The sequence below is a fragment of the Mesotoga sp. UBA5847 genome, assembly GCF_002432735.1.
Lineage (GTDB): Bacteria > Thermotogota > Thermotogae > Petrotogales > Kosmotogaceae > Mesotoga.
Genome location: NZ_DJGL01000094.1, coordinates 67,388 through 89,283 on the forward strand (window position 1 = coordinate 67,388; position 21,896 = coordinate 89,283).

22 protein-coding genes are annotated in these 21,896 nt (G+C 44.6%); 8 read left to right on the forward strand and 14 right to left on the reverse strand.

The window, feature by feature from the left end:
• Positions 1–85 precede the first annotated feature (85 nt).
• Positions 86–763, reverse strand: coding sequence for a hypothetical protein (locus tag B3K91_RS11990; protein WP_099829973.1), 678 nt, complete (start codon positions 761–763; stop codon positions 86–88).
• A gap of 128 nt (positions 764–891) precedes the next feature.
• On the opposite strand from B3K91_RS11990, the gene B3K91_RS11995 reads away from it, so the two are divergent.
• A complete protein-coding gene (locus B3K91_RS11995) occupies positions 892–1,551 on the forward strand; it encodes an HAD family hydrolase (RefSeq protein ID WP_214061482.1) in 660 nt (219 codons plus the stop codon).
• Here B3K91_RS11995 and ltaE read toward each other — a convergent pair.
• Both ltaE and B3K91_RS12005 read right to left on the reverse strand, forming a co-directional pair.
• Positions 1,529–2,566, reverse strand: coding sequence for a low-specificity L-threonine aldolase (gene ltaE / locus B3K91_RS12000; RefSeq protein WP_214061483.1), 1,038 nt, complete (start codon positions 2,564–2,566; stop codon positions 1,529–1,531). The two genes, B3K91_RS11995 and ltaE, sit on opposite strands and share 23 nt — an antisense overlap.
• Before the next feature lie 314 nt (positions 2,567–2,880).
• Complete coding sequence (locus B3K91_RS12005; protein ID WP_292589523.1) at positions 2,881–3,303, reverse strand: DUF3795 domain-containing protein; 423 nt, start codon at positions 3,301–3,303, stop codon at positions 2,881–2,883.
• A gap of 92 nt (positions 3,304–3,395) precedes the next feature.
• Here B3K91_RS12005 and B3K91_RS12010 point away from each other — a divergent pair, with 92 nt between their 5' ends.
• Positions 3,396–4,133, forward strand: a complete 738-nt coding sequence (locus tag B3K91_RS12010) for an acyl-[acyl-carrier-protein] thioesterase (RefSeq protein WP_214061484.1) — start codon at positions 3,396–3,398, stop codon at positions 4,131–4,133.
• 22 nt (positions 4,134–4,155) lie between these two features.
• Here the strand turns inward: B3K91_RS12010 and B3K91_RS12015 are convergent, their stop codons facing one another.
• The 4 genes from B3K91_RS12015 to B3K91_RS12030 all read right to left on the reverse strand — a co-directional run bounded on the left by B3K91_RS12015 (position 4,156) and on the right by B3K91_RS12030 (position 9,002).
• Positions 4,156–5,250 (reverse strand): KamA family radical SAM protein, encoded by a 1,095-nt coding sequence (locus B3K91_RS12015; RefSeq protein ID WP_349680369.1) that lies wholly within the window; start codon positions 5,248–5,250, stop codon positions 4,156–4,158.
• Positions 5,251–5,626: 376 nt separating this feature from the next.
• Entirely contained in the window at positions 5,627–7,831 is a 2,205-nt protein-coding gene (locus tag B3K91_RS12020; RefSeq protein ID WP_292589527.1) for an Ig-like domain-containing protein, read from the reverse strand.
• 92 nt (positions 7,832–7,923) lie between these two features.
• Positions 7,924–8,565, reverse strand: a complete 642-nt coding sequence (locus B3K91_RS12025) for a DUF4230 domain-containing protein (protein WP_292589529.1) — start codon at positions 8,563–8,565, stop codon at positions 7,924–7,926.
• Between the two features lie 26 nt (positions 8,566–8,591).
• Positions 8,592–9,002 (reverse strand): DUF5362 family protein, encoded by a 411-nt coding sequence (locus B3K91_RS12030; protein WP_214079569.1) that lies wholly within the window; start codon positions 9,000–9,002, stop codon positions 8,592–8,594.
• A 447-nt stretch (positions 9,003–9,449) separates the two neighbouring features.
• Here B3K91_RS12030 and B3K91_RS12035 point away from each other — a divergent pair, with 447 nt between their 5' ends.
• Both B3K91_RS12035 and B3K91_RS12040 read left to right on the forward strand, forming a co-directional pair.
• Positions 9,450–10,406 carry an aldo/keto reductase gene (locus B3K91_RS12035; protein WP_214060587.1) on the forward strand — a complete coding sequence of 319 codons (957 nt, stop codon included), beginning with the start codon at positions 9,450–9,452 and terminating at the stop codon, positions 10,404–10,406.
• A 231-nt stretch (positions 10,407–10,637) separates the two neighbouring features.
• Complete coding sequence (locus B3K91_RS12040) at positions 10,638–10,865, forward strand: hypothetical protein (protein ID WP_292589533.1); 228 nt, start codon at positions 10,638–10,640, stop codon at positions 10,863–10,865.
• 239 nt (positions 10,866–11,104) lie between these two features.
• Here B3K91_RS12040 and pruA read toward each other — a convergent pair whose 3' ends face one another.
• The 4 genes from pruA to B3K91_RS12060 are packed head-to-tail and all read right to left on the reverse strand — an operon-like array spanning position 11,105 to position 15,942.
• The gene (gene pruA, locus B3K91_RS12045; protein WP_292589535.1) at positions 11,105–12,676 is read right to left on the reverse strand and encodes an L-glutamate gamma-semialdehyde dehydrogenase; all 1,572 of its coding nucleotides are present in this window, start codon (positions 12,674–12,676) and stop codon (positions 11,105–11,107) included.
• 12 nt (positions 12,677–12,688) lie between these two features.
• Positions 12,689–13,837: an NAD(P)/FAD-dependent oxidoreductase gene (locus B3K91_RS12050; RefSeq protein ID WP_214061243.1), complete on the reverse strand. Its 1,149-nt coding sequence runs from the start codon at positions 13,835–13,837 to the stop codon at positions 12,689–12,691.
• Complete coding sequence (locus tag B3K91_RS12055; protein WP_214061244.1) at positions 13,821–15,638, reverse strand: FAD-dependent oxidoreductase; 1,818 nt, start codon at positions 15,636–15,638, stop codon at positions 13,821–13,823. Before B3K91_RS12055 ends, B3K91_RS12050 begins: the two co-directional genes overlap by 17 nt.
• Positions 15,631–15,942, reverse strand: coding sequence for a (2Fe-2S)-binding protein (locus tag B3K91_RS12060; RefSeq protein ID WP_214061245.1), 312 nt, complete (start codon positions 15,940–15,942; stop codon positions 15,631–15,633). The genes B3K91_RS12055 and B3K91_RS12060 overlap by 8 nt, the downstream gene beginning before the upstream one ends.
• Before the next feature lie 216 nt (positions 15,943–16,158).
• On the opposite strand from B3K91_RS12060, the gene B3K91_RS12065 reads away from it, so the two are divergent.
• From B3K91_RS12065 to B3K91_RS12075, 3 genes are read left to right on the forward strand one after another with little or no spacing between them, the layout of a single operon-like run.
• Positions 16,159–16,899: a glycerophosphodiester phosphodiesterase family protein gene (locus B3K91_RS12065; protein ID WP_292589539.1), complete on the forward strand. Its 741-nt coding sequence runs from the start codon at positions 16,159–16,161 to the stop codon at positions 16,897–16,899.
• Positions 16,896–17,663, forward strand: coding sequence for a YdcF family protein (locus B3K91_RS12070; protein ID WP_292589541.1), 768 nt, complete (start codon positions 16,896–16,898; stop codon positions 17,661–17,663). Before B3K91_RS12065 ends, B3K91_RS12070 begins: the two co-directional genes overlap by 4 nt.
• 11 nt (positions 17,664–17,674) lie before the next feature.
• A complete protein-coding gene (locus B3K91_RS12075; protein WP_292589543.1) occupies positions 17,675–18,967 on the forward strand; it encodes a carcinine hydrolase/isopenicillin-N N-acyltransferase family protein in 1,293 nt (430 codons plus the stop codon).
• On the opposite strand, the gene B3K91_RS12080 is transcribed toward B3K91_RS12075, so the two are convergent.
• Positions 18,960–19,559 carry an MBL fold metallo-hydrolase gene (locus B3K91_RS12080; protein ID WP_292595284.1) on the reverse strand — a complete coding sequence of 200 codons (600 nt, stop codon included), beginning with the start codon at positions 19,557–19,559 and terminating at the stop codon, positions 18,960–18,962. The genes B3K91_RS12075 and B3K91_RS12080 overlap by 8 nt on opposite strands.
• Before the next feature lie 255 nt (positions 19,560–19,814).
• On the opposite strand from B3K91_RS12080, the gene B3K91_RS12085 reads away from it, so the two are divergent.
• Complete coding sequence (locus B3K91_RS12085; protein ID WP_292588570.1) at positions 19,815–21,494, forward strand: HD domain-containing phosphohydrolase; 1,680 nt, start codon at positions 19,815–19,817, stop codon at positions 21,492–21,494.
• A gap of 27 nt (positions 21,495–21,521) precedes the next feature.
• Here B3K91_RS12085 and B3K91_RS12090 read toward each other — a convergent pair whose 3' ends face one another.
• Entirely contained in the window at positions 21,522–21,668 is a 147-nt protein-coding gene (locus tag B3K91_RS12090; RefSeq protein ID WP_214061249.1) for a hypothetical protein, read from the reverse strand.
• Between the two features lie 43 nt (positions 21,669–21,711).
• The gene (locus B3K91_RS12095; protein ID WP_292595289.1) at positions 21,712–21,858 is read right to left on the reverse strand and encodes a hypothetical protein; all 147 of its coding nucleotides are present in this window, start codon (positions 21,856–21,858) and stop codon (positions 21,712–21,714) included.
• Between the last annotated feature and the right edge of the window lie 38 nt (positions 21,859–21,896).

The window sequence follows — 21,896 nt, forward strand, 5'->3', positions numbered from 1 at the left end:
CGTGTGTTTGGAGAAAAGCATTTATCGTGACTCCTGAAAGTGCAGTTGCAGCAATCAAAATTGACGAAATGACATAATCCTCATATCAATCACTCAATACCTTTTCCAGAATATTGGTAACTACTCTTAGCCTATCAATCACATCATCCGGTGCAACGATCCTTATCGCTTCATTTGAAGCAATAAACATTATCAGATCCCCAAATCGGAAGAAGCGATAAGTTTGAAGCTTACTGTCAAGTTCAAAGGTAACCTCTTTGAATTCAGCCTCGCGGGGAACCACTCTGTTCCACAGCATTGGCTCCTCAACGTAGTGTATGCTGGAGACTCTTGCTGTCTCAACTGTGTCGGTCCTTATGATACATAGATGTCCATCTTCGTGTATTCCGTAGAATACCTCGTGCCTCTGGTCAAAGCAAGCAGGATGGAATAAGAATTCACTTCCCCCTCTAAGAACTAGCCTCACCGCTTTCTTCCGCTCGACTGCTTTCAGTAAAGTGAAGCTCACCCGATCCTCAGCTATCATCTGTGATTTCATGCTGTCTTCGAAGAGAGAAGGAAGGCGGTAAGACTCAGAGTAGAAGTATTTCCCTCTTTTTCTAGAGTACTTGAGTGGTGCTCCCAGGTTTATTCTCAAGTATCTGAAGTCCCTTAATGCCTGCCGGCTTGAGATTCCGAACTTCTGAGTATACTCTTTCATGGAGGCTTTGTCGTTGGTTGACAGGCGGTTGTGAAGCCAGATAATTCTCATTTCTCTAGACATGTCTGCCACCTCCGGTAGCTCGGATGAAGCCTGCCATCTTCGCAGAACCGTATTTGAAGATGATAGAATTGCATTAGTATTATACAGAATTGAATAGACTAAATCCAGAAGAGGGCAATGGAGAGCGTATGATTAGAGGGATCATTTTCGATCTGTTCGGCACTATTGTAAGTAATAGAAGGCTTTTCAGACCAATTTGCTCGAAGATGGCAGAAGACGTTGAAGTTCAATCGGAAGAGATAGAAAGAGACTTTGTCAGTCTATACAGAAGGTACTTCAATGACTGTCATAAGATGCCGTTTCAACCTGAGAGATACTACTACTATCTCCTTATAGCGGATCTCATCGACAAGTACAAGTTGCCGGGAGATATGGAATCATACTGTAATTACATGTATGATTCTTTTTCAGAACTGCCGGCTTATCCCGATTCAAGGGTCTTGAAGAGGATCTGCAAGGACTATAAAGTCGCAATTCTGACGAATGCCGATGACGTCTTTGTCAGAAAAGTGGTTGAGAGAAATAGAATCCCTCATCATGTGCTATTGACTTCCGAAACGGCAAGATCATATAAGCCTTCAGAAGTGATTTTCAACGAGGTTCTTCTAATGTTGAAACTTGCCCGGAACGAGGTTTTGTTCATTGGCGACAGCATACAGGTCGACATGCTTGGAGCCGCCGGAGCTGGGATAAAGGGTATACTTATTGATCGCTCAAAGTCTTATTTTGATTACGCACCCAGAATCGAAAGTTTGGAGGATTTGCCTAGTTTGCTAAGGCAGTATTGAGAGCAGATTCGAATTCTATCAGGACTCTGTCGATATCATCGCGCGAGACATTTAGATTCGTCACAAAGCGCCACTCTCCACCTTCTGGGGGATTTATCTTAATACCTTTATCCAGCAGTGTTTCTACTATAGGTTGTGAACTGACTTTCTTCGTGATTCTGAAGAAGACCATGTTTATATCCAGCCTTTTATTGAAAACATCCACATTCGGGATCTTCGAAAGGCCTTCGGCGAGATACTTCGCATTACAATGGTCGATTGAAAGACGATCTGTCATCCCTTCTAGAGCGTATATTCCTGCTGCCGCGATGATTCCGACCTGGCGCATCGCTCCTCCCATAATCTTTCTTCCCTTTCTTGCTTTGGCAATGAACTCCTTGGTCCCGGCTAGCATTGAACCAATCGGCGCCCCAAGTCCTTTCGATAGGCAGAACATTACCGAATCGGAATTTGCGGCGATTTCTGCCGGGCTAACCCCAGAGGCAATTGCAGCGTTGAAAATCCTCGCTCCGTCTAGATGGAGGGGGACATTTCTCGCTCTTGCCAATTCGTAGACTTCACTCATATACTTTAGAGGGAGTGCAATACCGCTTGAGTGCGCGTTTTCAAGGCAAATGAGGCCGGTTCTTGGATAATGAAGGTCTTCTGATCTGATCGCTTTCCTTATTCTCTCCACAGAGGGCATCCCATCGTCACAATCAAGGGTTCTCATTTGAACGCCCGCTATGACCGCAGAAGCACCCGCTTCGTGAACTATTATATGATTTGAGGCCGGGATTATTACTTCATCACCCCTGAGCGTGTGAGTAAGAATTGAGAGCTGATTTCCAAAAGTTCCGGAGGGTACAAAGAGAGAGGCCTCCTTTTTGAGAATACTTGCTGCGATCTCTTCAAGCTTGTTTACTGTCGGGTCGTCTCCGTAAACATCGTCTCCTACTTCGGCGTTGGCCATCATCCTGCGCATTTCCTCTCCTGGAACTGTAACTGTATCACTTCTAATATCGATCAGCTTCACGACAGCACCTCCAAAGGTTTGTTATGAAAACAATTATAAACCAAAATCATGATATTGAAAAAAAGCCGGATCTAATGATCCGGACTATATGGGGTTCCTATCTAAGGGGGATAGGGGGGTTATAAACTATAATTATTCTAGTTTGTTTTTGTTAATATCACTTTGTGTTAATAGGGCAACACTATGCAGGATGAATTACTTATTGCTTAATACCCGTTCGAGATTTTAACATAGCGCTGTCTGAAATCAATGGCTGTAGCTACACTATATAGGTGCTTATAGAAATGGACACTGCAACATGCAGTAGATAGATGTTACACTAGAAGAAAGATATTCTCGAGAAAAAGAATAATCGCGGTTCCGGCAAAGCCTTCATATCGTACCTGCTCTTCACTGTTCTTGAAATGTTCTCTGTGTACCTTATCTAGCCTGCTCCTTGCGCCGGGTAGAGTTCTTAGAAACCTATCAAGTGTCTCGCAAGGGTAGCGATCGCATTCTCCACAATTTGAAATAGCCCTTTTTTCACAACAGATCTTGAAAGGGCAACCATCGCACAGTCTGAAATGCACATCACCGTGGCAACCGCTGCAGTTGATATCCATGAAGCTGAGGTCGAATCCGAAATCTTTTGACCATCTACTTGCCGTTTCCCTTCTCATTGAATCATCGTTGGCTAGAGTGGCTCTGTATGTGTCGCACTGAGTGCAGTCGATCCCGCAGAATGCTATTATATTCATACCAGTACCTGAACCTGCGACAATCAATAGCGTCTACACATGAGTAGAGCATAGCATTATGAGAGAAAAAGACAAATCTATGGAGGTAGAACTTGAAACCAATAGTAACCGAAGAGGTTTACAAAGTGAGATACTACGAGCTGAAGAACGATTGGAAGGCCTCAATTTCTGCTATTATGGATTATTTTAACGACATAGTCACTCTTCAGACAGTTGAGATCGGCCACGGCGTGGAGGTTATGAGTAAGGGCGAATATGCCTGGCTTTTGCTTCGTTGGGATATTGCAGTTAGCAGGTATCCAGATTTCATGGAGAGCGTGGTTGTCAGGACTACCCCGCATTCAATGGATAGGTTCTATGCTTATAGGCGTTTCGAGATATTCGACAATTCAGGGCAACGTATTGTTGAGGCAAATTCGCAGTGGATCTTGATCGATCAGAATCGACGAAGACCTGTTCGAATTGGAGAAGAGCTCTACAGAAGATATGGTATTGACGAGGGTTTTCACCGACCACTTTCTTTCCCTAAGATCTCTGAGTTTGAGTCAAAGGGAGAAATGACTACTCTGAGAGTTCGAAAGTCAGATCTAGACACTAATGGTCATTCGAATAACGTATCGTATGTTAAATGGCTTATGGAAGCGATTCCGGAAGAATTTGATGGCAAGACACTTCGAAGACTTACTATTGAGTACCGGCATGAATCTAGAAAAGAGGATGAGGTTCTTGTGGACGGGGTATTTCGGAATAAAAGTAGTTTCGTTGAGGGCCTTCATAGAATAAGCAAGCGTGAAAAGCTTCTGACGCTAGCCAGAACGGAGTGGATATGAAGGACGGTGTGTGCCGTCCTTCTTAAACAAGAGTATCTGGATCTACGTAGTCTTCCAGCCAATAGGCATCAGGATTTCTATCGAAAGCCATAAAGAGATCGTATCTTCTGGGATCTGCGGCTCTATGGTACTTCATATATATTTTGCTCTCATCAAGACCTACATATTCAATCTTTCCAGTTGCATGAGACATAACAAATCGAGCTCTCTTGGCAAGGCCCGAGACGCTGTCTATTGACTTCTTGAAGATTTCGTAACCTCTTTCGGCAGGGACTGCGTAGGTGTGATTGCCTTTTGTAGGTCTGCACTGGAATACATAATAAGGGGGAATCCCAATGAACGAGAGCTTCTTGAATAGATCTGACATGACCTCAACGCTGTCGTTCACTCCACTTATCATAGGTGTTTGGTTGCATATTACCGCTCCGGCATCCCTCAAAATGTTTAGGCCCTTTACCGCTTGATCTGTCAGTTCTCTCGGGTGGTTAAAGTGGGACATTATATAGATTCTCTTCTGTGGAGTACTGTACTTACTGATCATTTCTGGCAGATCGGGATCGTTTATTATCCTATAAGGATTGAATGCAACCATTTTACTCCCGAACCTTATTATGCCCACGTGATCTATTTCTCTTAGCTGTCTCACAATGTCACCGAGTTTTTCTGTGGATAGTATTAGTGAATCTCCTCCTGTGAGAAGAACATTTGTAATCTCTCTGTGTTTCCTAATATACTCTATTCCTGGCCTGACGTCATTCACTATCTCTTTGTTGTCTGTCGAAAAGAGTCTCTTTCTAAAGCAGAACCTGCAAAAGCTTCCACAGACCTTCGAAACAAGGAGCAAAGCAGTATCCGTATACTTGTGTTCCGTTCCAGGGGCTACAGCATACTTGTGCTCCTGAGAAGCATCCAAATCCCCCCACTCGTCGAGTTCTTCAAGATCGGGAACGATTATCCTCTTTATTGGGTCGTGAGGATCCTTCCAGTCAATAAGTCCCAGATAATAGTCGTTGGCCCTAAAGGGATAGACTTCCGTAACCCTTCTCATTTCTCTTATCCGTTCTTCACTAAGGCCCTCGATTTTGTCAACACTTGTGAGGTATTTAGGACTATGCAAATTCACCACTCCTTACATTTGGATTTGGTTACACTAGAACACTTCTCTTCTAAATCGAGAAGATCACAAAAAACCAGATTCCCGAACAACTGGACTACTCAACATTAACCATGAACCTACACTTATCCTAGAGGAACACGAAGTATCAATGATATTAATCATACGAGTAAGCCAGCTTCGCACTCAAGAAACATGAGTCTGTGCACAAATAACGATAAATTATAACACATGAACTACTGTGCCTCGCTTAGATCGACGCATGATCTCGTTATGGATCTTCAAATGAGCTTTACAAGACCATACACCTTGGGGGTATAGAGAGAAGTGAAAAACCCCTCCGGAAAGAGGGGCTAGTATTGGTGAAATATCGGGATTTCTATTCGGTCACTAGAATGATATTTCCCATGTAATCGCCTGCAGGAGAGTATATCTTTCTGTTGAGTTGAGAATCAACATCATCAAATACCGCAGTACCGATTAAAGTATCTCCCGATTCGTTGACCGCGAAGAAGTGAATCTCATTGAAGTTGAAGATCCAGTCTGTTTTAACTACTGACTGTCTTTCCTGAGACAGAATCTCGTGCTGACCAGCAACGATTCTTACCAAATCACTATCAACTGAGCGAAGTGCATATGAGATTATCGTTACCTTTTCTGAGGTTTCAACCATAACTGTGAATCGATTCTCTGTTTTCATTCCCTTTTCGTCCATGACTTCCAGGAGGACCTCATTCTTTCCGATATCTTTTCTGGTGGGAATGAATGAATACCTCCCTTCAACTACTTCGCCAGGTCCCGACAAAAGCCTGAATTCAAGATTATCGCCATCTGGATCGCTCGCGAACTCTCTAAGGTATAAAGAATACTCGCTTCCTACCTCCGCGATGCCGTCTGGTATGAATAGATCTGCTGGTCTGTTCTTGTCTCTCACGTCTATTCTAATAAGAAGGCTATCCGACAAACCGAGGCTGTCGTATGCAGTGACAGTGGCGAGTTTCTGCCCCTGGTCGTTGTAGTCGGGAGAGAATACATAACTGGACTCCTCTATTCTTCCATAACCTTCCATCTCAAACTCGAGATCATCTCCATCGGGATCGAAAAAGAGACTGCTCAGGTCCAGGTTAAGGGTGAATGTCTCCATAATCGTTGTATTCAGCGAAGGGATGACCTTGACAGGGGCTCTGTTCACGTTCTCAACGTCCACGGTAAATGTGCCGATGCTTTCGAGTCCCTTGCTGTCTCTGGCAAGCAATTTGACTTCATGAGTGCCTTCTGAGTCGAAATCGGGAGAGTAAAGATAGTGACCATCTTCGATAGCGCCGGGTCCTTCAACGATTTCGAAATCCAAATCATCTCCATCGGGATCGAAAACGAAAGCCCTGAGATATATCCTTAAGGTCTCACCCTCTTTAACTCCCCAATCTGGTATAGATACTGTTGGCGGTCTGTTGACTTCGTTCACTCTTATCCTAAAAGCTGTAGTGCTTGTTCCACCCTTCTCGTCTTCCAGGAATACTGTAACTGATTCCTCGCCGGCTTCGCCGAAACGAGGAGTGTACTTGTACTTGCCATCGACAATTTCTCCCGGTCCTTCGATAGCAAAGCTTACCTCGTCTCCATCGGGATCGATAACCCTTTCGAGGAAGTCAATTTCCAATGTATCCCCCTCGTTCAAGACAATGTCACTTAAGAGAAGCTCTGGGGGACGGTTAAAGTCTTTGACTTCGACCTCGAAGCTTGAAAAGGCTTCGTTCCCGTAACTGTCTACTACCCTGATAATCACGCTCTTCGTTCCAGCATCTGCAAAAGAAGGCTCATATACGAATAGACCATCTTCAAGTAGTCCAGGACCTTGTTCTATACTGAAGAAGATTTCATCTCCATCTACGTCGACGGCAGCAGAGGCAATATCCACCGATATACGTTCTCCCTCGTTGACTACTTGATTCTTGATTTGCATTACTGGTGGAGCATTGACATCAATGATTTCGAGTGGAATGTCGCGAGCTGTCTCATTACCGTGAGTATCTCTGGCAGTTACTCTCAAGACGCCATCACCGGCATCGTTGTAGCCTGGGGAATAGGTGTAGATACTTCCTTCCAGCTCGCCCGGCCCCTCAACCGAGAATTCCAGGTTGTCTCCATCTGGATCAACGGCAATTGAATTCAGGTCTATAGAAAGCGTCTCTCCTTCATTCACTACAACAGGAGATGTATCGATTTCGGGAGGTCGATTCACCCTTATCACATTAACAAGCATTACATCTTCAGAGCTCTTTCCTTGTTCATCCGTTGCGCGAATCCTGACAGCGATCTCCCCAGCGTACGAAAACCCTGGTTCAAAAGTGTAAGAAAAGCCAGACAAATCACCGGGCCCATCTATCAGTTCAAGAGCAACCTCGTCAACTTTTTCATCACTGACAAATTGCTTCAGATTCACAGAGAGCTTTTCACCCTGGTTGACCACCTGCACAGGTAATTCGATCTGCGGCTCCTTGTTTAGGACTCCGGGAAGCGTAATAATAAGTATTATTGCAGCCACGGCAGCAACAACTAGAACGTAGACCATCCATCTCTTCATAAACATCCCCCTTTCTATCTAATCGAAACCTGAGTTCGTTCGTATTGCTTGACCTAAATGTTTTCATTTCGTGGACGTCAGCTTCTATAAGCTCAACCTTTTCTATCACTTCTGATTGTTTCAGATGAAGGTTGTGCGTCAGGCACCTGATCTTGCTCAAAAAGAACAACTACCTCATCGAACCCCATTCCAAGAAAGAGCCCATGAAAGAAATTTCTCGCGCTTTCTTTTGAAGTCTCTTCAACCCCCATCTCATATGCACTCTGAAGTGCCTGTTTCTCAATCTCCTTACTGTATGACTGAAATGTCTTAAGCATATCCCTGTTCCCAAAGATTCTTACGAGTACTCCGCTTTGATTGATTACTTTGATGTCTGGAATCTTACTCTGAGGTATCGTCACTTCGAGTTTGGGAGCAGGAAGGGTGAGTTTTATTCTTCTTGCTTCACCTTCATGGACCTCTATGGAATCTTCCCTTAATCTCCTCAGATCGAGATAACCACGTACCTGGAATGGAACGATGAAGATGAATCGTTGGACCGTTCCTGGAACGAGACTTCCTCTCTCGGGTTCGAAAATCAGCAAGGTAGTCATCTTGGCAGTGCTCAACTCAGAGATTCTCTCTACCTTATGGATTATCGATTCCGATTTGAAACTCGTCTTCTTTCTCGACTGGAAGAAAAGGAAAACGAGTATAGCTATTATTGCGAAAAGTACTATATTCAGAACGAACAACTAGTCACCTCCAAAGTTTGGCTATTTCAGAAGCTATTCATGTAATTTGCCATTAGACTACCCATAGCAGCCATGGAAACTATTGTTATAACTATGAATACAAGGGCTAGGATTATTAGTATTCCCTGAATTCTGAAGTAATGTCTAAGGCTGTCAAGCGCAATTTCCAAGTTGATTGACGCCTTTGATTGGACAAACGAGTCTAATTCCTTCTTCGAACTCCTAAGTTTCAGCCCCATAATCAAAGCAACTACTGCGCTTATAGCACCGAAAATCGAGAAGGGGTTTGCCACCATACCTACGATAGACCCAATAATCCCAAGAACGGCACCTACTATAGTCCATATACCGACAAATCCAGCCCAATAGCTGAGACCGCTCAAAGTTTGATAAGTGATACCTTCTATGCCGGATGCCCCATCCGTTCTCTCCAACATATGCAACACCTCCTCTTCTAGTCTCACTCCAAGTTTATCAGAGAAGAAAGAAAATCCATTCAACAACTGAGTTGTGTGTAACGGGTTCACTCCAATACTCTTTCTGTCGATGATAAAAAGTCGCCAAACGTTGATCCTAATTCATATGTAGAAATCGAAGTCCAGATACTGTTGATGAGATCAGGGATTTGCCGAGTGCATGAAAGAAGCGGTTGACGGGCAACCAGAGGCTTACCATACGCAGTTTGACTGGCCGTTCTGGCTGCATAACCAAACCTTGCTCCAGCCCTTATCGTCCTGCTTTTTGACATCAAACCACGCTCTCGTGTTCTCAAAAGCTTTTCGCTAACCGATTGTCGTTTCCCCCTCCACATGATTTGTATCAAAGAATACAATGATATAATTAAAACAATCTATATCGGCATTGAGAAGGAGGTTCGACAAGTTATGGAATATCGCAAAGTTGGAAGAAGTGGTCTTCTTATTAGTGAGCTCAGTCTCGGATCATGGCTTACTTTTGGAGCGCAACTAGATATCGATAACGCAAGAGAAACCATGAGAGAGGCATATAAAGCGGGAATTAACTTTTTTGATACCGCTGAGGCATACGCCAGCGGTATGGCCGAATCAATGATGGGCGAGATCCTGAAGGAGTTCAAAAGAGAGGAAGTTGTCGTTTCCACGAAGATCTTCTGGGGAGGAAGCAAACCAAATCAGAAGGGACTCTCAAGAAAGCACCTTCTTGAGGGGACCTGGAATTCTCTCAAACGACTCCAGCTTAAATATGTTGATATACTATATGCTCACAGACCAGATCCCGAGACTCCGATGGAGGAAGTAGTCCTTGGAATGGATTACATTGTCAGAAACGGTCTTGCCTTCTACTGGGGGACATCTGAATGGAGTTCTAAAGAGCTGGAAGAAGCCCACAAAGCTGCCGAGAAGTTGAATGCTATTCCTCCTGTTGTTGAGCAGCCGCAGTACAACATGTTTGTGAGAGAAAGGGTTGAATCGGAGTATCAGTCTATCTACAAACAGTACGGTCTTGGTCTTACTGTTTGGAGCCCTCTTGCCAGTGGTCTTCTTACGGGGAAGTACAACAGTGGTATTCCGGAAAACAGTAGGTTAGCCAAGTTCCCCGGTTTGAAAAAGCATCTTGAAGAGAACAGAATATTCTCTGAAGAAAATCTAAGAAAGGTTGCCAAGCTGGCAGATGTCGCAGAGAAGCTCGAGACGGGACTCGCTCAGCTGGCACTTGCCTGGATCCTCAAGAACGAAAACGTTAGTTCAATTATCCTTGGAGTTAGTAGGGTTGAACAGCTTAGAGAAAACCTCAAAGCCCTAGATTTGAAGGAAAGATTGACCGACGATGTTGTGAAAGAAGTAATGGCGATAATCGATTAAGATTTTCGTCTCAATAAATGGAAAATGAGAAGGGAGGCGTTATAAATACTGAAGAAAGCATTCTTGTTACTCTCTTGATCTTTCGTGATCATGCTCGCGAGTTCATGCTTGTACTTGTTTCCAGTATCTATTCCGATCGTTGAAGGGATAATAGAAGCCATTGATTTTGAACTTCGCGGGAGTCCCGTTGCGTTTTCGAGCTTTGCCTTCGGAACCGAGACAGTTCCTTAGTTGGACGAGATCATTTACGAGGCCAGAAAGCAGACGCAGTTGGATCTTCCTCACAATTTCGCAGTTGTTGGTCTTGAAGTCATGGCGCGAGTTGAATGGGCTCTCCAAAAGCCTCACCCACAAGACTCAATAGACATCGACTTCTACGTGTTCAGAGAGCCAAGAAAACAAAGATCTGCCGAGGTTTTTAGACAGCCCGTCTTTCATAGCAGATCACTGACTATTTAATGTGATTAATCCGGGAGAAAACTATTTCGAAATTGAATCGAGAGATTCCAAGACTCTGGAAATGTTTCTCGAGATTATCACTGGAATGGCAGAAGATGTCCATTGGGTGGCAATCTAAAATTATGCCGCCACTTCAAGTTCAACAGCAACCATCCATCTCAGCGGAACAGTTTGGGTCAAGAGAGTTATGGAGCGAAATTGATAATGCAAGAAGGGCCCGCAAAGGGCCTTCTTGCATACTAGAGGATTTTTTCGCTAATCGATTTTCCCTGGAGGAAAAGCAGCAAATAATCTCTTCCACCTGCTTTGGAATCTGTACCAGACATATTGAATCCACCGAACGGTTGGACGCCTACAAGTGCTCCAGTACACTTCCTGTTAAAGTATAGATTTCCAACGTGAATCTCTGCCTTAGCTCTCTCGATTCTCTTCCTATCCTTGCTGTAAAGCGCCCCAGTTAGTCCGTACTCCGTACCGTTGGCAATCTCGATTGCGTGATCAAAATCGTGTGCTCTAATAATCGCTGTTACCGGTCCGAAGATCTCTTCTTGTGCAATCACTGCATCAGGCGACACGTCGGCAAACACTGTAGGCTCTATGAAATATCCTTCTCTTTGGAGAGAGTTACCTCCGGTTATCAATTTGCCTTCTCTCTTCCCAACATCAATGTAGCTCAGAATCTTGGCCACTGCGTCTTCGTTGATGACGGGGCCGATGTAGTTGCTAGGATCAGTTGTATCTCCGACGGTTAGAGCCTCGGTTTTCTCCTTCACTAATCGAACTATCTCGTCATAGACATCCTCGACCACGATAATCCTTGATCCGGCGGAACATTTCTGTCCTTGAAAGCCAAACGCACTAATTACAGCTCCAGATGAAGCTGCACAAATATCGGCCGTTTCATCAATGACCACACAGTCTTTGCCTCCCATTTCCAGAACCACTCTCTTCACCCATATCTGCCCATTGTTATGCTTTGCCGCCAGTTCGTTAATTCTCAATCCAACTTCTTTCGAACCCGTGAACGAGATGAACCTTGTAAGCGGATGCTCTACCAGATAATCGCCGATTTCACTTCCCGAACCTGGCACAAAGTTGACTACCCCATCTGGAAGTCCCGCTTCCTTAAGTATTTCAACAAATTTAGCAGCTATCACCGGTGAGTCCGATGCGGGTTTCAGTAGTACACAGTTTCCCGAAACTGCGGCCGCTGTTGTCATGCCAGCCATAATCGCCCCAGGGAAATTCCAGGGAGGAATGATTGCCCCAACTCCTAACGGGATATATATCAGTTCATTTAGTTCGCCTGGAATCTGAACAAGTGGTTGAGGACTCGCGTATCTGAGGGCTTCTCTAGAGTAGAATTCAAGAAAGTCTATCGCTTCTGCAAGATCGGCGTCTGCTTCTATCCAACTCTTACCAACTTCGAGAATCATAGTTGCATCAAGTTCGAACCGTCTTTCCCTCATAATGCGTGCAGCTCTTAGGAAAGGCTTGACCCTTTCTGAAGCCGGCAGCCTGCTCCATGTATTGAATGCTTGATAAGCGGTTTCCATTGCCTTGTCAACAAGGTCCTTGTTGGCTTTTGAAACCCTCCCGACGACTTCATTTGGATTTGCTGGATTTGTTGAGATGATTTTCTTGTCGGTCGAATAGTATTTGCCTCCGATGAACAGATCATAATCCTTACCTTGAGATCGGATCTTCTCAAAAGCATGATTCATTAAGGATCTTACGTCGGGGTCGTCGGGATTGATATAAGGCTCGTTTCTAAAAGGCGGAATTATCTGGAAATCTGTCGCTTCAAACATCTTCGTAACCTCCTATACTACGTTTTTTTCTATTGTAAAGCCTTCCTGGAATCTATTTAGGCTCAGGTTTGAAATGTCAACGCTTCTCGGTTCTCCATGTACTATCCATTCGGCGACAGCCTCTCCAACAGCCGGTGCTAACATGAATCCGTGACCGGAGAACCCGATTGCATAGTAGAAGTTATCAATATCGACGGCGCGATCGATGATGGGTTGAGCATCGGGAGACATGTTATAGAGACCTGCCCAGTGTCTCAATACTCTAACGTCGCGTAGGAATGGAAAGAATTTAGGCATCTTCTCGGTCATTTCTCTTAGGAACTTCCAAGTTGGGGTAACATTATGTCCAGGGAGTTCGTCCTTGTCACCCTGCCCCATGATGAAGTTTCCCGCCTTTGTCTGTCTTATGTAGAAGTTGTTCTCGAAACTTATGACCAGCGGATCCATAATATGCTCTAGAGGCTCCGTTACGAAGATCTGGTGTCTATAGGACTCGGTAGGAAGCTCAACTCCAGCCATCGCTCCCACCTCATGGGAGTATCCGCCGGCAGCGTTAACGACAACTTCTGTTTCGATCTTACCTTTGCTTGTTTGTACAGCCACAATTCTTCCATCTTCGGTAATGATATTTTCTGCAGATGTATGAGTTAAGACCTCAACCCCCATTCTCTCAGCGGCCCTAGCGTATGCAAACGTTGTCAGGTGAGGATTTGCGTGACCATCACTTGAACAGTAAGCGGCGGCTCTAACACCTGACATGTCGATAAACGAGAACCTCGAAGATGCTTCGTTTTTTGTCAGGAGCTCAACATCAAGATTCTCTTCCTGTTGCATCTTGGTGTTTCTTTCGAAAAGCAAAACCTCTTCTTCTGTGTAGGCCAGAAGAAGATAACCTCCCTGAAAGTATTCGATATCGAACCCCACTTCGCTTTCGAATCTCTTAAAATGCTCAACACTCCGCATTGCCAGTCTCACATTCATTCTCTCAGACCATTGCTGTCTTATGCCTCCGCCACACCGACCAGTAGAACCTGAAGAAAGATAGTCTTTCTCAAGAACAACAACATCGCTCACACCGTTTTTTGCAAGATAGAAGGCAACTGCAGTTCCGATTACACCTCCGCCGATAACAACAACTTTGTACCTACTCTTCACTATCATCAACTCCAGTTTCAGCTATTGCTTTGAAGCTTACAGGCATAGAAGGTGGTCTGAAGATCCCTGGAGCAAGCTCTTCAACAGGCACTCCCGTCTCCCTTGACAGAATCATCAAAGTATTTAGTCTGCACGTCCTACCCCCGCAGGGTCCCATACTTATTCTCAAGTACCTACGCAGTTCTTCGAAATCCTTATACCCATCTTTTATCGCTTTTCTTATCTGATCAACTGTGACTTCTTCACAACGGCATACAATGGTTTCTGCCTCTTGTGAAGGCACGAAAATGTTTCTGACTCCTTGTGCAACTTCCGAAGGAACAATGATGTAGACAAGATTTGTTTTGTTTGGAGACCTAGCTACTCTTTCCACCTCTGCCGTACATATCACTTCCCCATTCCTTCCCAATGCACTTACATACTGACCCTTTACGGGCAGGGGAAGAAACTCGTAGGGGATACCGATCGATGAGGTTCCGTCTTTGTTCTCTCTGAACATGAAAATCGCAAGACCTGGACACTTAGTGGCGCAAATGCTACAACCAGTACACCTGGAATAGTCTATTGTGGGAATAGAGTTGATGTTCTCTCCAACTCTTATTGCTCCAACCGGGCAACTCGTTTCGCAAGGATTACAGGGGATCGGCTCAAAGCACTCGATTATGGGTCGCAACTTCCCTTTGTAGCTATCAAAGTCACATTCGATTCTTTCACTAAAAGAAGCCTCCTCAACTTTCCCTCCGAGTTTTCTTATACCGGACCTCGTCTTTGATGAGGAAGGACCACTGCGGAACTTCCTTAATGTTTCCTTCAAGTAGTTCAGCTTTTCCTGATCACATCTGCCAGTTAAGTCTTCAACGATTGTAAGTCCAGCGATTCTTCCTTCTATCATTGCCGTTGTTGCCTCTTCTATTCCCGAAACATCACCAGCCACGAACAGGTCGGGTACTGAGGTTCTCATGTCATCATTTCTCAGAGGGACATAACCTCCTAACTCCTGTATGTATTCAATCACGCAACCAGCTTGGGCAGCTAGTTCTATCGATGGAGATAATCCCACTGCGATGCATATGGTATCGACCACGAACTCTCTTTCTGTTCCCGGAATCGGTCTCCATCTCTCGTCAAGCTCAGAAACCACAGCTCCTTTGACTGAATCCTTTCCGATGGCTCTTGAGATTGTGTGCCTTAGATTTACTGGGATACCCAGTCGTTTCACTTTGTCGGCATGCACCTGATAGCCCCCGATTTTGTCAGAAGCCTCGATTATTGCTTTTACCTCTGCACCGGCCTGCATCAGCTGGTAAGAGACAATAAGACCGATATTTCCAGACCCGATCATCAGAACGTTCGTGCCGGGAAGAATACCGAACTGGTTCATGAGAGTCTGGACGGCACCGGCTCCGTATACACCTGGTAGATCATTGTTCTCGAACTGCAGGAATTTCTCTGATGCGCCCGTTGCTAGAAGTATCTTCTTAGGCATTAACACTTCAGTCGTGTCCCTTTTCATATCTACTACTGGGACACCGTCGGGATAGATTGCGATGACAGAGTGCTCCGTCAGTATTCTGGCATTCTCGAATGAGTTCAGCTCTTCGTTCAATCTATCGGCTATCTCATATCCCCTAACTGACGCAAAGAAACCCTCATTGCCAAAGAACTTGTGTGTCTGCTTGATGAGCTGTCCTCCAGTGGAAACCGCTTCATCTACCAGCAGTACCGACAGACCGCTTCTCGCTGCTTCTAATGCGCCAGACAATCCGGCCGGTCCACCGCCTACAACAAGAAGATCGAGATTATTCACTGATCTCACCCTTACCTGGCTGCCTTCTAACTCTCATTCCGGGTCTCACCGGAGTTATGCAAGTGCGAACATTTGGTTTTCCATCTACTTCCATTAAGCAGGAAGAACACTTTCCTATTGCGCAGAAAAGCCCTTGAGGGCGGTCTTTCTTGGGGCTGTATCGCAGATTTCTTATACCGTTTGCATGTAGAGCAGCCGCAATGGACTCACCCAAATACGCCAAAAGCTCTCTCCCTTCGAAAAAGAAAGTGATCTTCTCGCTGCGCTCAAACGAAAGCAATGGATGCTCAGTAATTCTCTCCAAGGTATCGCCTCCATATAATGTCTATTACAAGTATAATTCCTTTTCTTCTCCTGAAGAAAATCAGCATATTCACGTATACTCATGAACAGGCAAAGTATGCTGCTATAATTGTAAATATGTGCAGTTGCCGGAATTGAGGAGCGAGAAACGGGGTTTCAGATGTTAGTCAAGTTGATTTGCATTGATGAAAGTCATTTGCAGGAGACGGAGGTTCTTATGGATTCCAGACCTATAATTCTAGGACACAGGGGCATGGGTATAGGGGATGGGGAAAATTCCCTCCTTTCTTTAATCAAGGCAGTTCAGATTGGAGCAGATGGTGTAGAACTTGATGTTCAAATTACCAGTGATGGGGTGCTTGTAGTGAATCACGATCCCGATCTGAAGAGAACATTCGGGGCAGATGTTGTAGTCGGAGAGACGACTTTCAAGAACTTGAAGAAGATGAATCTCGTCAATCCAGAAGGCCTTACCACGCTCGAAGAAGTTTATCTTGAGCTTCCCGAAACGGCCTATATCAATGTTGAGATCAAGGATCCCCGGGCCGCTGATGTAGTTGTTCCGTTGGTGAAAAGCTTCAATGCGATGGAAAGAACTCTCTTCTCTTCCTTCCATCACGATTGTATGCGAAGAGTTAAGGAATGTGATATTCAGGCGAATATTGGGCTTCTTATCGGTGAAGAAGCAAGAGGAAAGAATCCTGCCAAGTATTTTGAAGAACTCATGGAGTACAAACCCTTTTCATTTAATCTTCCGGTTCAGCTGTTTGATGAGATTGGTTTTGAGCTGGGAGTGAGTCTAATCGACTTTGTCAGAAGCAGAGGGATAAAAGTTGCGCTTTGGACTCTAAACGATCCTGGACTACTTATGAAGGTCAAGGGTGAAGCCGACATAATAATAACTGACAATCTTCAAGGTATAATGGCTGCACTTGGAGGAAAGAGCGAAAGAAGGTGACGGCATTGCTGTATCTTGAAAAATTCGCTTCGGCAATATTGACACCGCCAGGACTTTTCATACTCATCTTTCTAATAATTGCAGTTATCTTGATCAGAAAGGGCGAAGAAAGACGGACAAAGGTAATAGGAATTGTTGTTATTGTTCTGTGTTTCTTTGTGTATCTACTTTCAACTGGTCTTGGTACTCACCTTTATCTTCAGCCTTTAGAGAGGGCATACACTGCTCCTCGTGCCGTGAACGGTCAGGCAATAGTGGTACTAAGCAGTGGGATAATCATTTCTCCTGAAGGTCAGGTGCTCGACAATCACACCGTAGCGCGGTTATCGAAGGCATATACTCTACATCTTCAGACAAAGTTGCCGATAATTGTGACAGGATCATTCATGCCCGGTCGATCAACGTCTACTGTTGCCGAGCTAATGAGGGATTGGCTTCTTGATCGAGGTGTCGCATCTGCCAGGGTGATTGTCGAGCCTAGAGCTCAGACAACCTGGGAAAATGCGCATTATACGGCAGATATCTGCAGTCAGTTCAACTGGAGCAGTGTAATTCTCGTGACTTCTGCCGTTCATATGAAAAGGGCGGTAAGTTCGTTTGAGAAGTTCTCTCTACGTGTTACGCCTTTTCCAACGGATTACATGTATGACCACACAAAACTCAGCTACGTAGATTTTCTTCCTAACCAGCGGGCGCTCGATGCAAATCTTTCTGCTCTTCATGAGTATTTTGGGCAGTTGAGATATCTTCTGAAGAGTCCATAAGAAGTGAGATCATGTGTGATTCCTTTGTAGTTCTTGGTAGTTCTACAGCAGATGGCAGAACGATTTTCGGAAAGAACAGCGACCGTGAGCCAAATGAGCCGCAATCGATCCATTTCTTTCCTCGTTTAACAGGTAATGGAACGGATTTGTTCACAACAACGCAGAGAGTCAGCCAGGTTAGCGAGACTAACGCGATCCTCATTTCGAAGCCATCGTGGATGTGGGGTGGCGAAATGGGAGTCAATGACAAGGGAGTTGTTATAGGAAATGAAGCGGTTTTCACGAAGGAGACGGTCCGGAGAGACGGTCTCCTGGGTATGGACATATTGAGGATTGCTTTGGAGAGATCGGAAAGTGCCGAACATGCTGTCAAAACGATTGTTGAGTTGATTGAAGATTACGGTCAGGGAGCTAACGGAGGTTTCACCAAATATTTATATTATCACAACTCTTTTCTGATAGCAGATAGAGAAAATGCGTGGGTTCTGGAAACCTCCGATAGCTATTGGGTTTCGAAGAAGGTGAAAGGATCTGCCGCGATATCAAACTGTCTGACTCTTGGAGACGACTTTGATGACGGTCATCCTCAGGTCATTCGAAACGCAGAAAATCACGGATGGCATAAGCCCGGGAAAGCGTTTAGCTTTGCCGAATCATACGAAAAGAAACTAATTAGGAAATTCTCGGGCGCAGGAACAAGACTTAGAAGAATGCAAGAGCTTCTGGAAGAGGGAGAAGTAAGTATCGAAAGAAGCTTTGAGATTCTTAGAGATCACGAAAATAGCAAACACCTCGGTTCAATGCGAAATATTTGTATGCACGCCGGTGCCTCATTAGTCAGCAGTCAGACTACTTCTTCGATGGTAGTTGTTCTGGGAGAGAAGCCAGAAATATGGATAACTAATAGTAGTGTCCCCTGTCTATCTGTGTTCAAGCCAGTATGGTTTGATAGCTACGAATCAAGCCTTCCATTTGACGAACCGGAAGACGGGATCAACTACTGGGGGAGCTGGGAGAAATTCATCCGGCTAGCTATTCTACGAGACTCAAAGGCAAAAGAGTTGTGGAGAGAGTACTGCCTTCAGTTTGAACAGGATCTGTTGTTGACTGCCGGGAAAATGAAAGCAGATGATCTCTCGGAGCAGGCATTCGATAAGAGCAGGAATATTGCGAGAAAAATGACCTCGCTTCTAGAGGAAGAAGAGGTAGAAGCAGGCTTCTTCAATAGAAAGTACTGGAACAGACAGAACAAGAAGCTTCAGGAGCTGAAATCAAGGAACTTCAAGAAGGAGATTCCTACGTGAAAAAGGGGTTCTCCCTAAGAATACTTTGAGCCGTCGTTTCCGGCCCGTGGCCTGGAAGCACTATCAAATCAGGTCTTTCAATGAAGAACTGCTTGAGCTTTCTAAGACTCCTCTCCATCTCTATTCCATTGCCATCTGGCAAATCAGTTCTTCCAACCGAATTCGAGAAGACTGTATCGCCAGAAAAAAGGTATCTCTCTCCGTACATGAAGCAGCAGGAACCCTTTGTATGTCCGGGAGTGTGAAGACACTTCCAGGGTCTGTGAAGAATCTCGGGAGTTACAATCAAGCCTTCTTCTATAAGAAGACGAGTCTTTCCGAAAAAGGTGAGAAAGCTTTTACTTGGATCTAGTAGTAATGGTCTGTCCAATTCATGTATAATAATCGCGCTTGCGGCAATCTGATCGGCATCGTGCGTGTGATCGGCATGGCCGTGAGTTAGAAGAATGCGTACTTGCTTGTCGCTCACAAGTTTGGTAAACTCTTCTGAGAGACCATAACCGGGGTCTATAATTGTTAGCACTTCCTCTTCTTCTATCACATAGCAATTCTCATCCAGAGCTTTGGCCAGTAGTTTCTTGACATCTACCATAAACAGCCCTCCCGTCGAAATCGTTCCAGACACCTGCAAAGTCATAAGATATTGAGCGATTCCTATTGTCAGCACTTTAAACAGCGCTAACACTCATGGCAGGCAGCAACAATTGATGCTGAATGTCACTGAATAGCATGGACGGTGACATTAGTTCGCTTTTCTGATCGTAATGCATCATAATTAAATTTACTCAAGAGATTTTACCAGAAAGGCGGTCGCATGATACAATATCGAGGGGTAGAGGAGTTAGATTTGAAAAATTCTAGAATTTGCGGTCTGGCCTTAAGATTCAATTATGATGATCCCGAAAGTTTCAGATCTGAGCTGAGGGCTATTCTTGATGAAGAGGATCTCTCGAGAGAAGATCTCGGGATATTGGTAGCTCTTGACTTTGTATACTCTCAGACATTCGACGAGACGGGTGTATTTGACTTCTCCGATGTGGAAAGTGAACTTCTGGCAGAAGGACTATACTTTCTTGCGTATTTTTTTGCCAGGAATTCAGAGGACAAGATTGCTTACCTTGTTTCTAAGCTTGCAGTGGATCTAATTGCAAAGGAATGCGGAAAGGAACAGGAAATCAACCTCAAAATGCTCCATATGATGACTTCATTTGAAATGGGCTTTGGAGAAGAAACACTCTCGCTTTTCGCCGAACTCGTGAAACTGGAGGAGTATGTACCGACCCAGAAGCGCTTTGAATACTACAATGATCTTGGCCTGGTCTCGACTCAGCTCCAGACCGGTGACAATCCATGGAAATTCTATGAGAGAGCAAAAGAAGTGGCCGAATCACCAGTAAGAATGCTAATGGTTCAGCTGAACATGATTGACTATCTCTACTCGAAGAACAGATTTGCTGAGGCAATAGAGCTTCTTGACCTGGTCCAAGGATGCAATTTTGAAGCGGTTTCAATAAAAGGATACAAGCTAATGATTAACTTGAAGATTCTTCTTCAATTGAATGACCTCAGCAGAGCGGCAGTTATTGCCGAACAACTTGAATCGCTCATAAATTCTCATATCGAATGGACAGACATTGCAGTATCATATATTTTTCTTGGACACTTCTACGTGAAGAGCGGTAACGTTTCCAGAGCGGAGAATTATCTCAATCAGCTCAAGTCTCTTCCGGATGAGTCTTTGACCAGTTACATCAAGGGAGAAACGCTGATTCTTGAAGCGTCAATAATGCAGGTTAAAGGAGAGCACTTTAGGGCTCTTGAAAACTCTGTTGGCGCATTCGAGTCTCTTACTCTCTACAGTACAACTTCGCCTCATCTGAAGGACTTTGTGAACAATCTTTTCGAGAGCATCTCCTCAATTTTCGGTCAGCTTATCAGAGAGTTAAGGCTTAAGGACGACTATACTGCTCTCCATACGCTTCGAGTCCTCAAAATTTGCTATGAGTTCGGAAAGGAACTTGACCTAGAGAAGATCGATCTTTTCAATCTTTCAATTGGCGCGATGTTGCACGATTATGGAAAGGTCGACATTCCTTTCGATACGCTGAATAAGCCGTCGGCTTTGACCGAAGAAGAGTTTACGGAAATAAAAAGACACCCGGTATATGGCGAACGTTACTTGAGAGACCTGAATTTTCCGAAGGCAGTAAGAGATATTGTTAGGCACCATCACGAGAGAATAGATGGAAACGGTTATCCCGATGGCCTAAAGGGAAACGAAATCCACATGCTTGTTCAAATAGTTGCGGTGGCCGATGTCTTCGATGCGCTGACAACCGACAGGCCGTACAGAAAGGCCATAACGAAAGCAAGAGCGCTGAAGTACCTAGAAGAAAAAGGCGACCAATTGATCTCAAAAGGTCTCCTCACAAGATTCATAGAATTCTCTCAGCGCAAAGAAATAAGTGTTAAAGAAGAAGAAATAACTGCATTGTGGCGTTCAATAATCTCCGAGCTTTTCAAATGAATCGGAATAATGTCAACTCTAATTAGATCAATAACCCTCGGGAATCTTCCAAAGTCCCGGTCCGCCATCAACGGTTATCTCGTCCTCGGGGATCTTCCACAGGCCTGGTCCTGCAAAAGCCATACTTCCAAAAGCAACTAAACCCAACAGAATGATCGCAATAATCTTCTTCATTAAAACAACCTCCCTTAATCCCAACAGGCTAAGTGTAGATAAATCAATGACCTTCAGGAATCTTCCATAGACCCGGCCCACCGCAGACGGAAATTTCGTCTTCAGGGATCTTCCAGAGTCCTGGCCCTGCAAAGGCAACACTACCAAAAGCAACGAGTCCTATAAGCAAAACTGCAAAAATCTTCTTCATAGTCAAACACCTCCCTTAATCCCAATAGAGTGCTTCAG

Bases quoted from the DNA above. Each gene is read 5' to 3' on its own strand.
- B3K91_RS11990 (WP_099829973.1), bottom strand. From the start codon at position 763: ATGTCTAGAGAAATGAGAATTATCTGGCTTCACAACCGCCTGTCAACC.
- B3K91_RS11995 (WP_214061482.1), top strand. From the start codon at position 892: ATGATTAGAGGGATCATTTTCGATCTGTTCGGCACTATTGTAAGTAAT.
- B3K91_RS12005 (WP_292589523.1), bottom strand. From the start codon at position 3,303: ATGAATATAATAGCATTCTGCGGGATCGACTGCACTCAGTGCGACACA.
- B3K91_RS12020 (WP_292589527.1), bottom strand. From the start codon at position 7,831: ATGAAGAGATGGATGGTCTACGTTCTAGTTGTTGCTGCCGTGGCTGCA.
- B3K91_RS12030 (WP_214079569.1), bottom strand. From the start codon at position 9,002: ATGTTGGAGAGAACGGATGGGGCATCCGGCATAGAAGGTATCACTTAT.
- B3K91_RS12035 (WP_214060587.1), top strand. From the start codon at position 9,450: ATGGAATATCGCAAAGTTGGAAGAAGTGGTCTTCTTATTAGTGAGCTC.
- pruA (WP_292589535.1), bottom strand. From the start codon at position 12,676: ATGTTTGAAGCGACAGATTTCCAGATAATTCCGCCTTTTAGAAACGAG.
- B3K91_RS12050 (WP_214061243.1), bottom strand. From the start codon at position 13,837: ATGATAGTGAAGAGTAGGTACAAAGTTGTTGTTATCGGCGGAGGTGTA.
- B3K91_RS12065 (WP_292589539.1), top strand. From the start codon at position 16,159: ATGGATTCCAGACCTATAATTCTAGGACACAGGGGCATGGGTATAGGG.
- B3K91_RS12075 (WP_292589543.1), top strand. From the start codon at position 17,675: ATGTGTGATTCCTTTGTAGTTCTTGGTAGTTCTACAGCAGATGGCAGA.
- B3K91_RS12080 (WP_292595284.1), bottom strand. From the start codon at position 19,559: ATGGTAGATGTCAAGAAACTACTGGCCAAAGCTCTGGATGAGAATTGC.
- B3K91_RS12090 (WP_214061249.1), bottom strand. From the start codon at position 21,668: ATGAAGAAGATTATTGCGATCATTCTGTTGGGTTTAGTTGCTTTTGGA.
- B3K91_RS12095 (WP_292595289.1), bottom strand. From the start codon at position 21,858: ATGAAGAAGATTTTTGCAGTTTTGCTTATAGGACTCGTTGCTTTTGGT.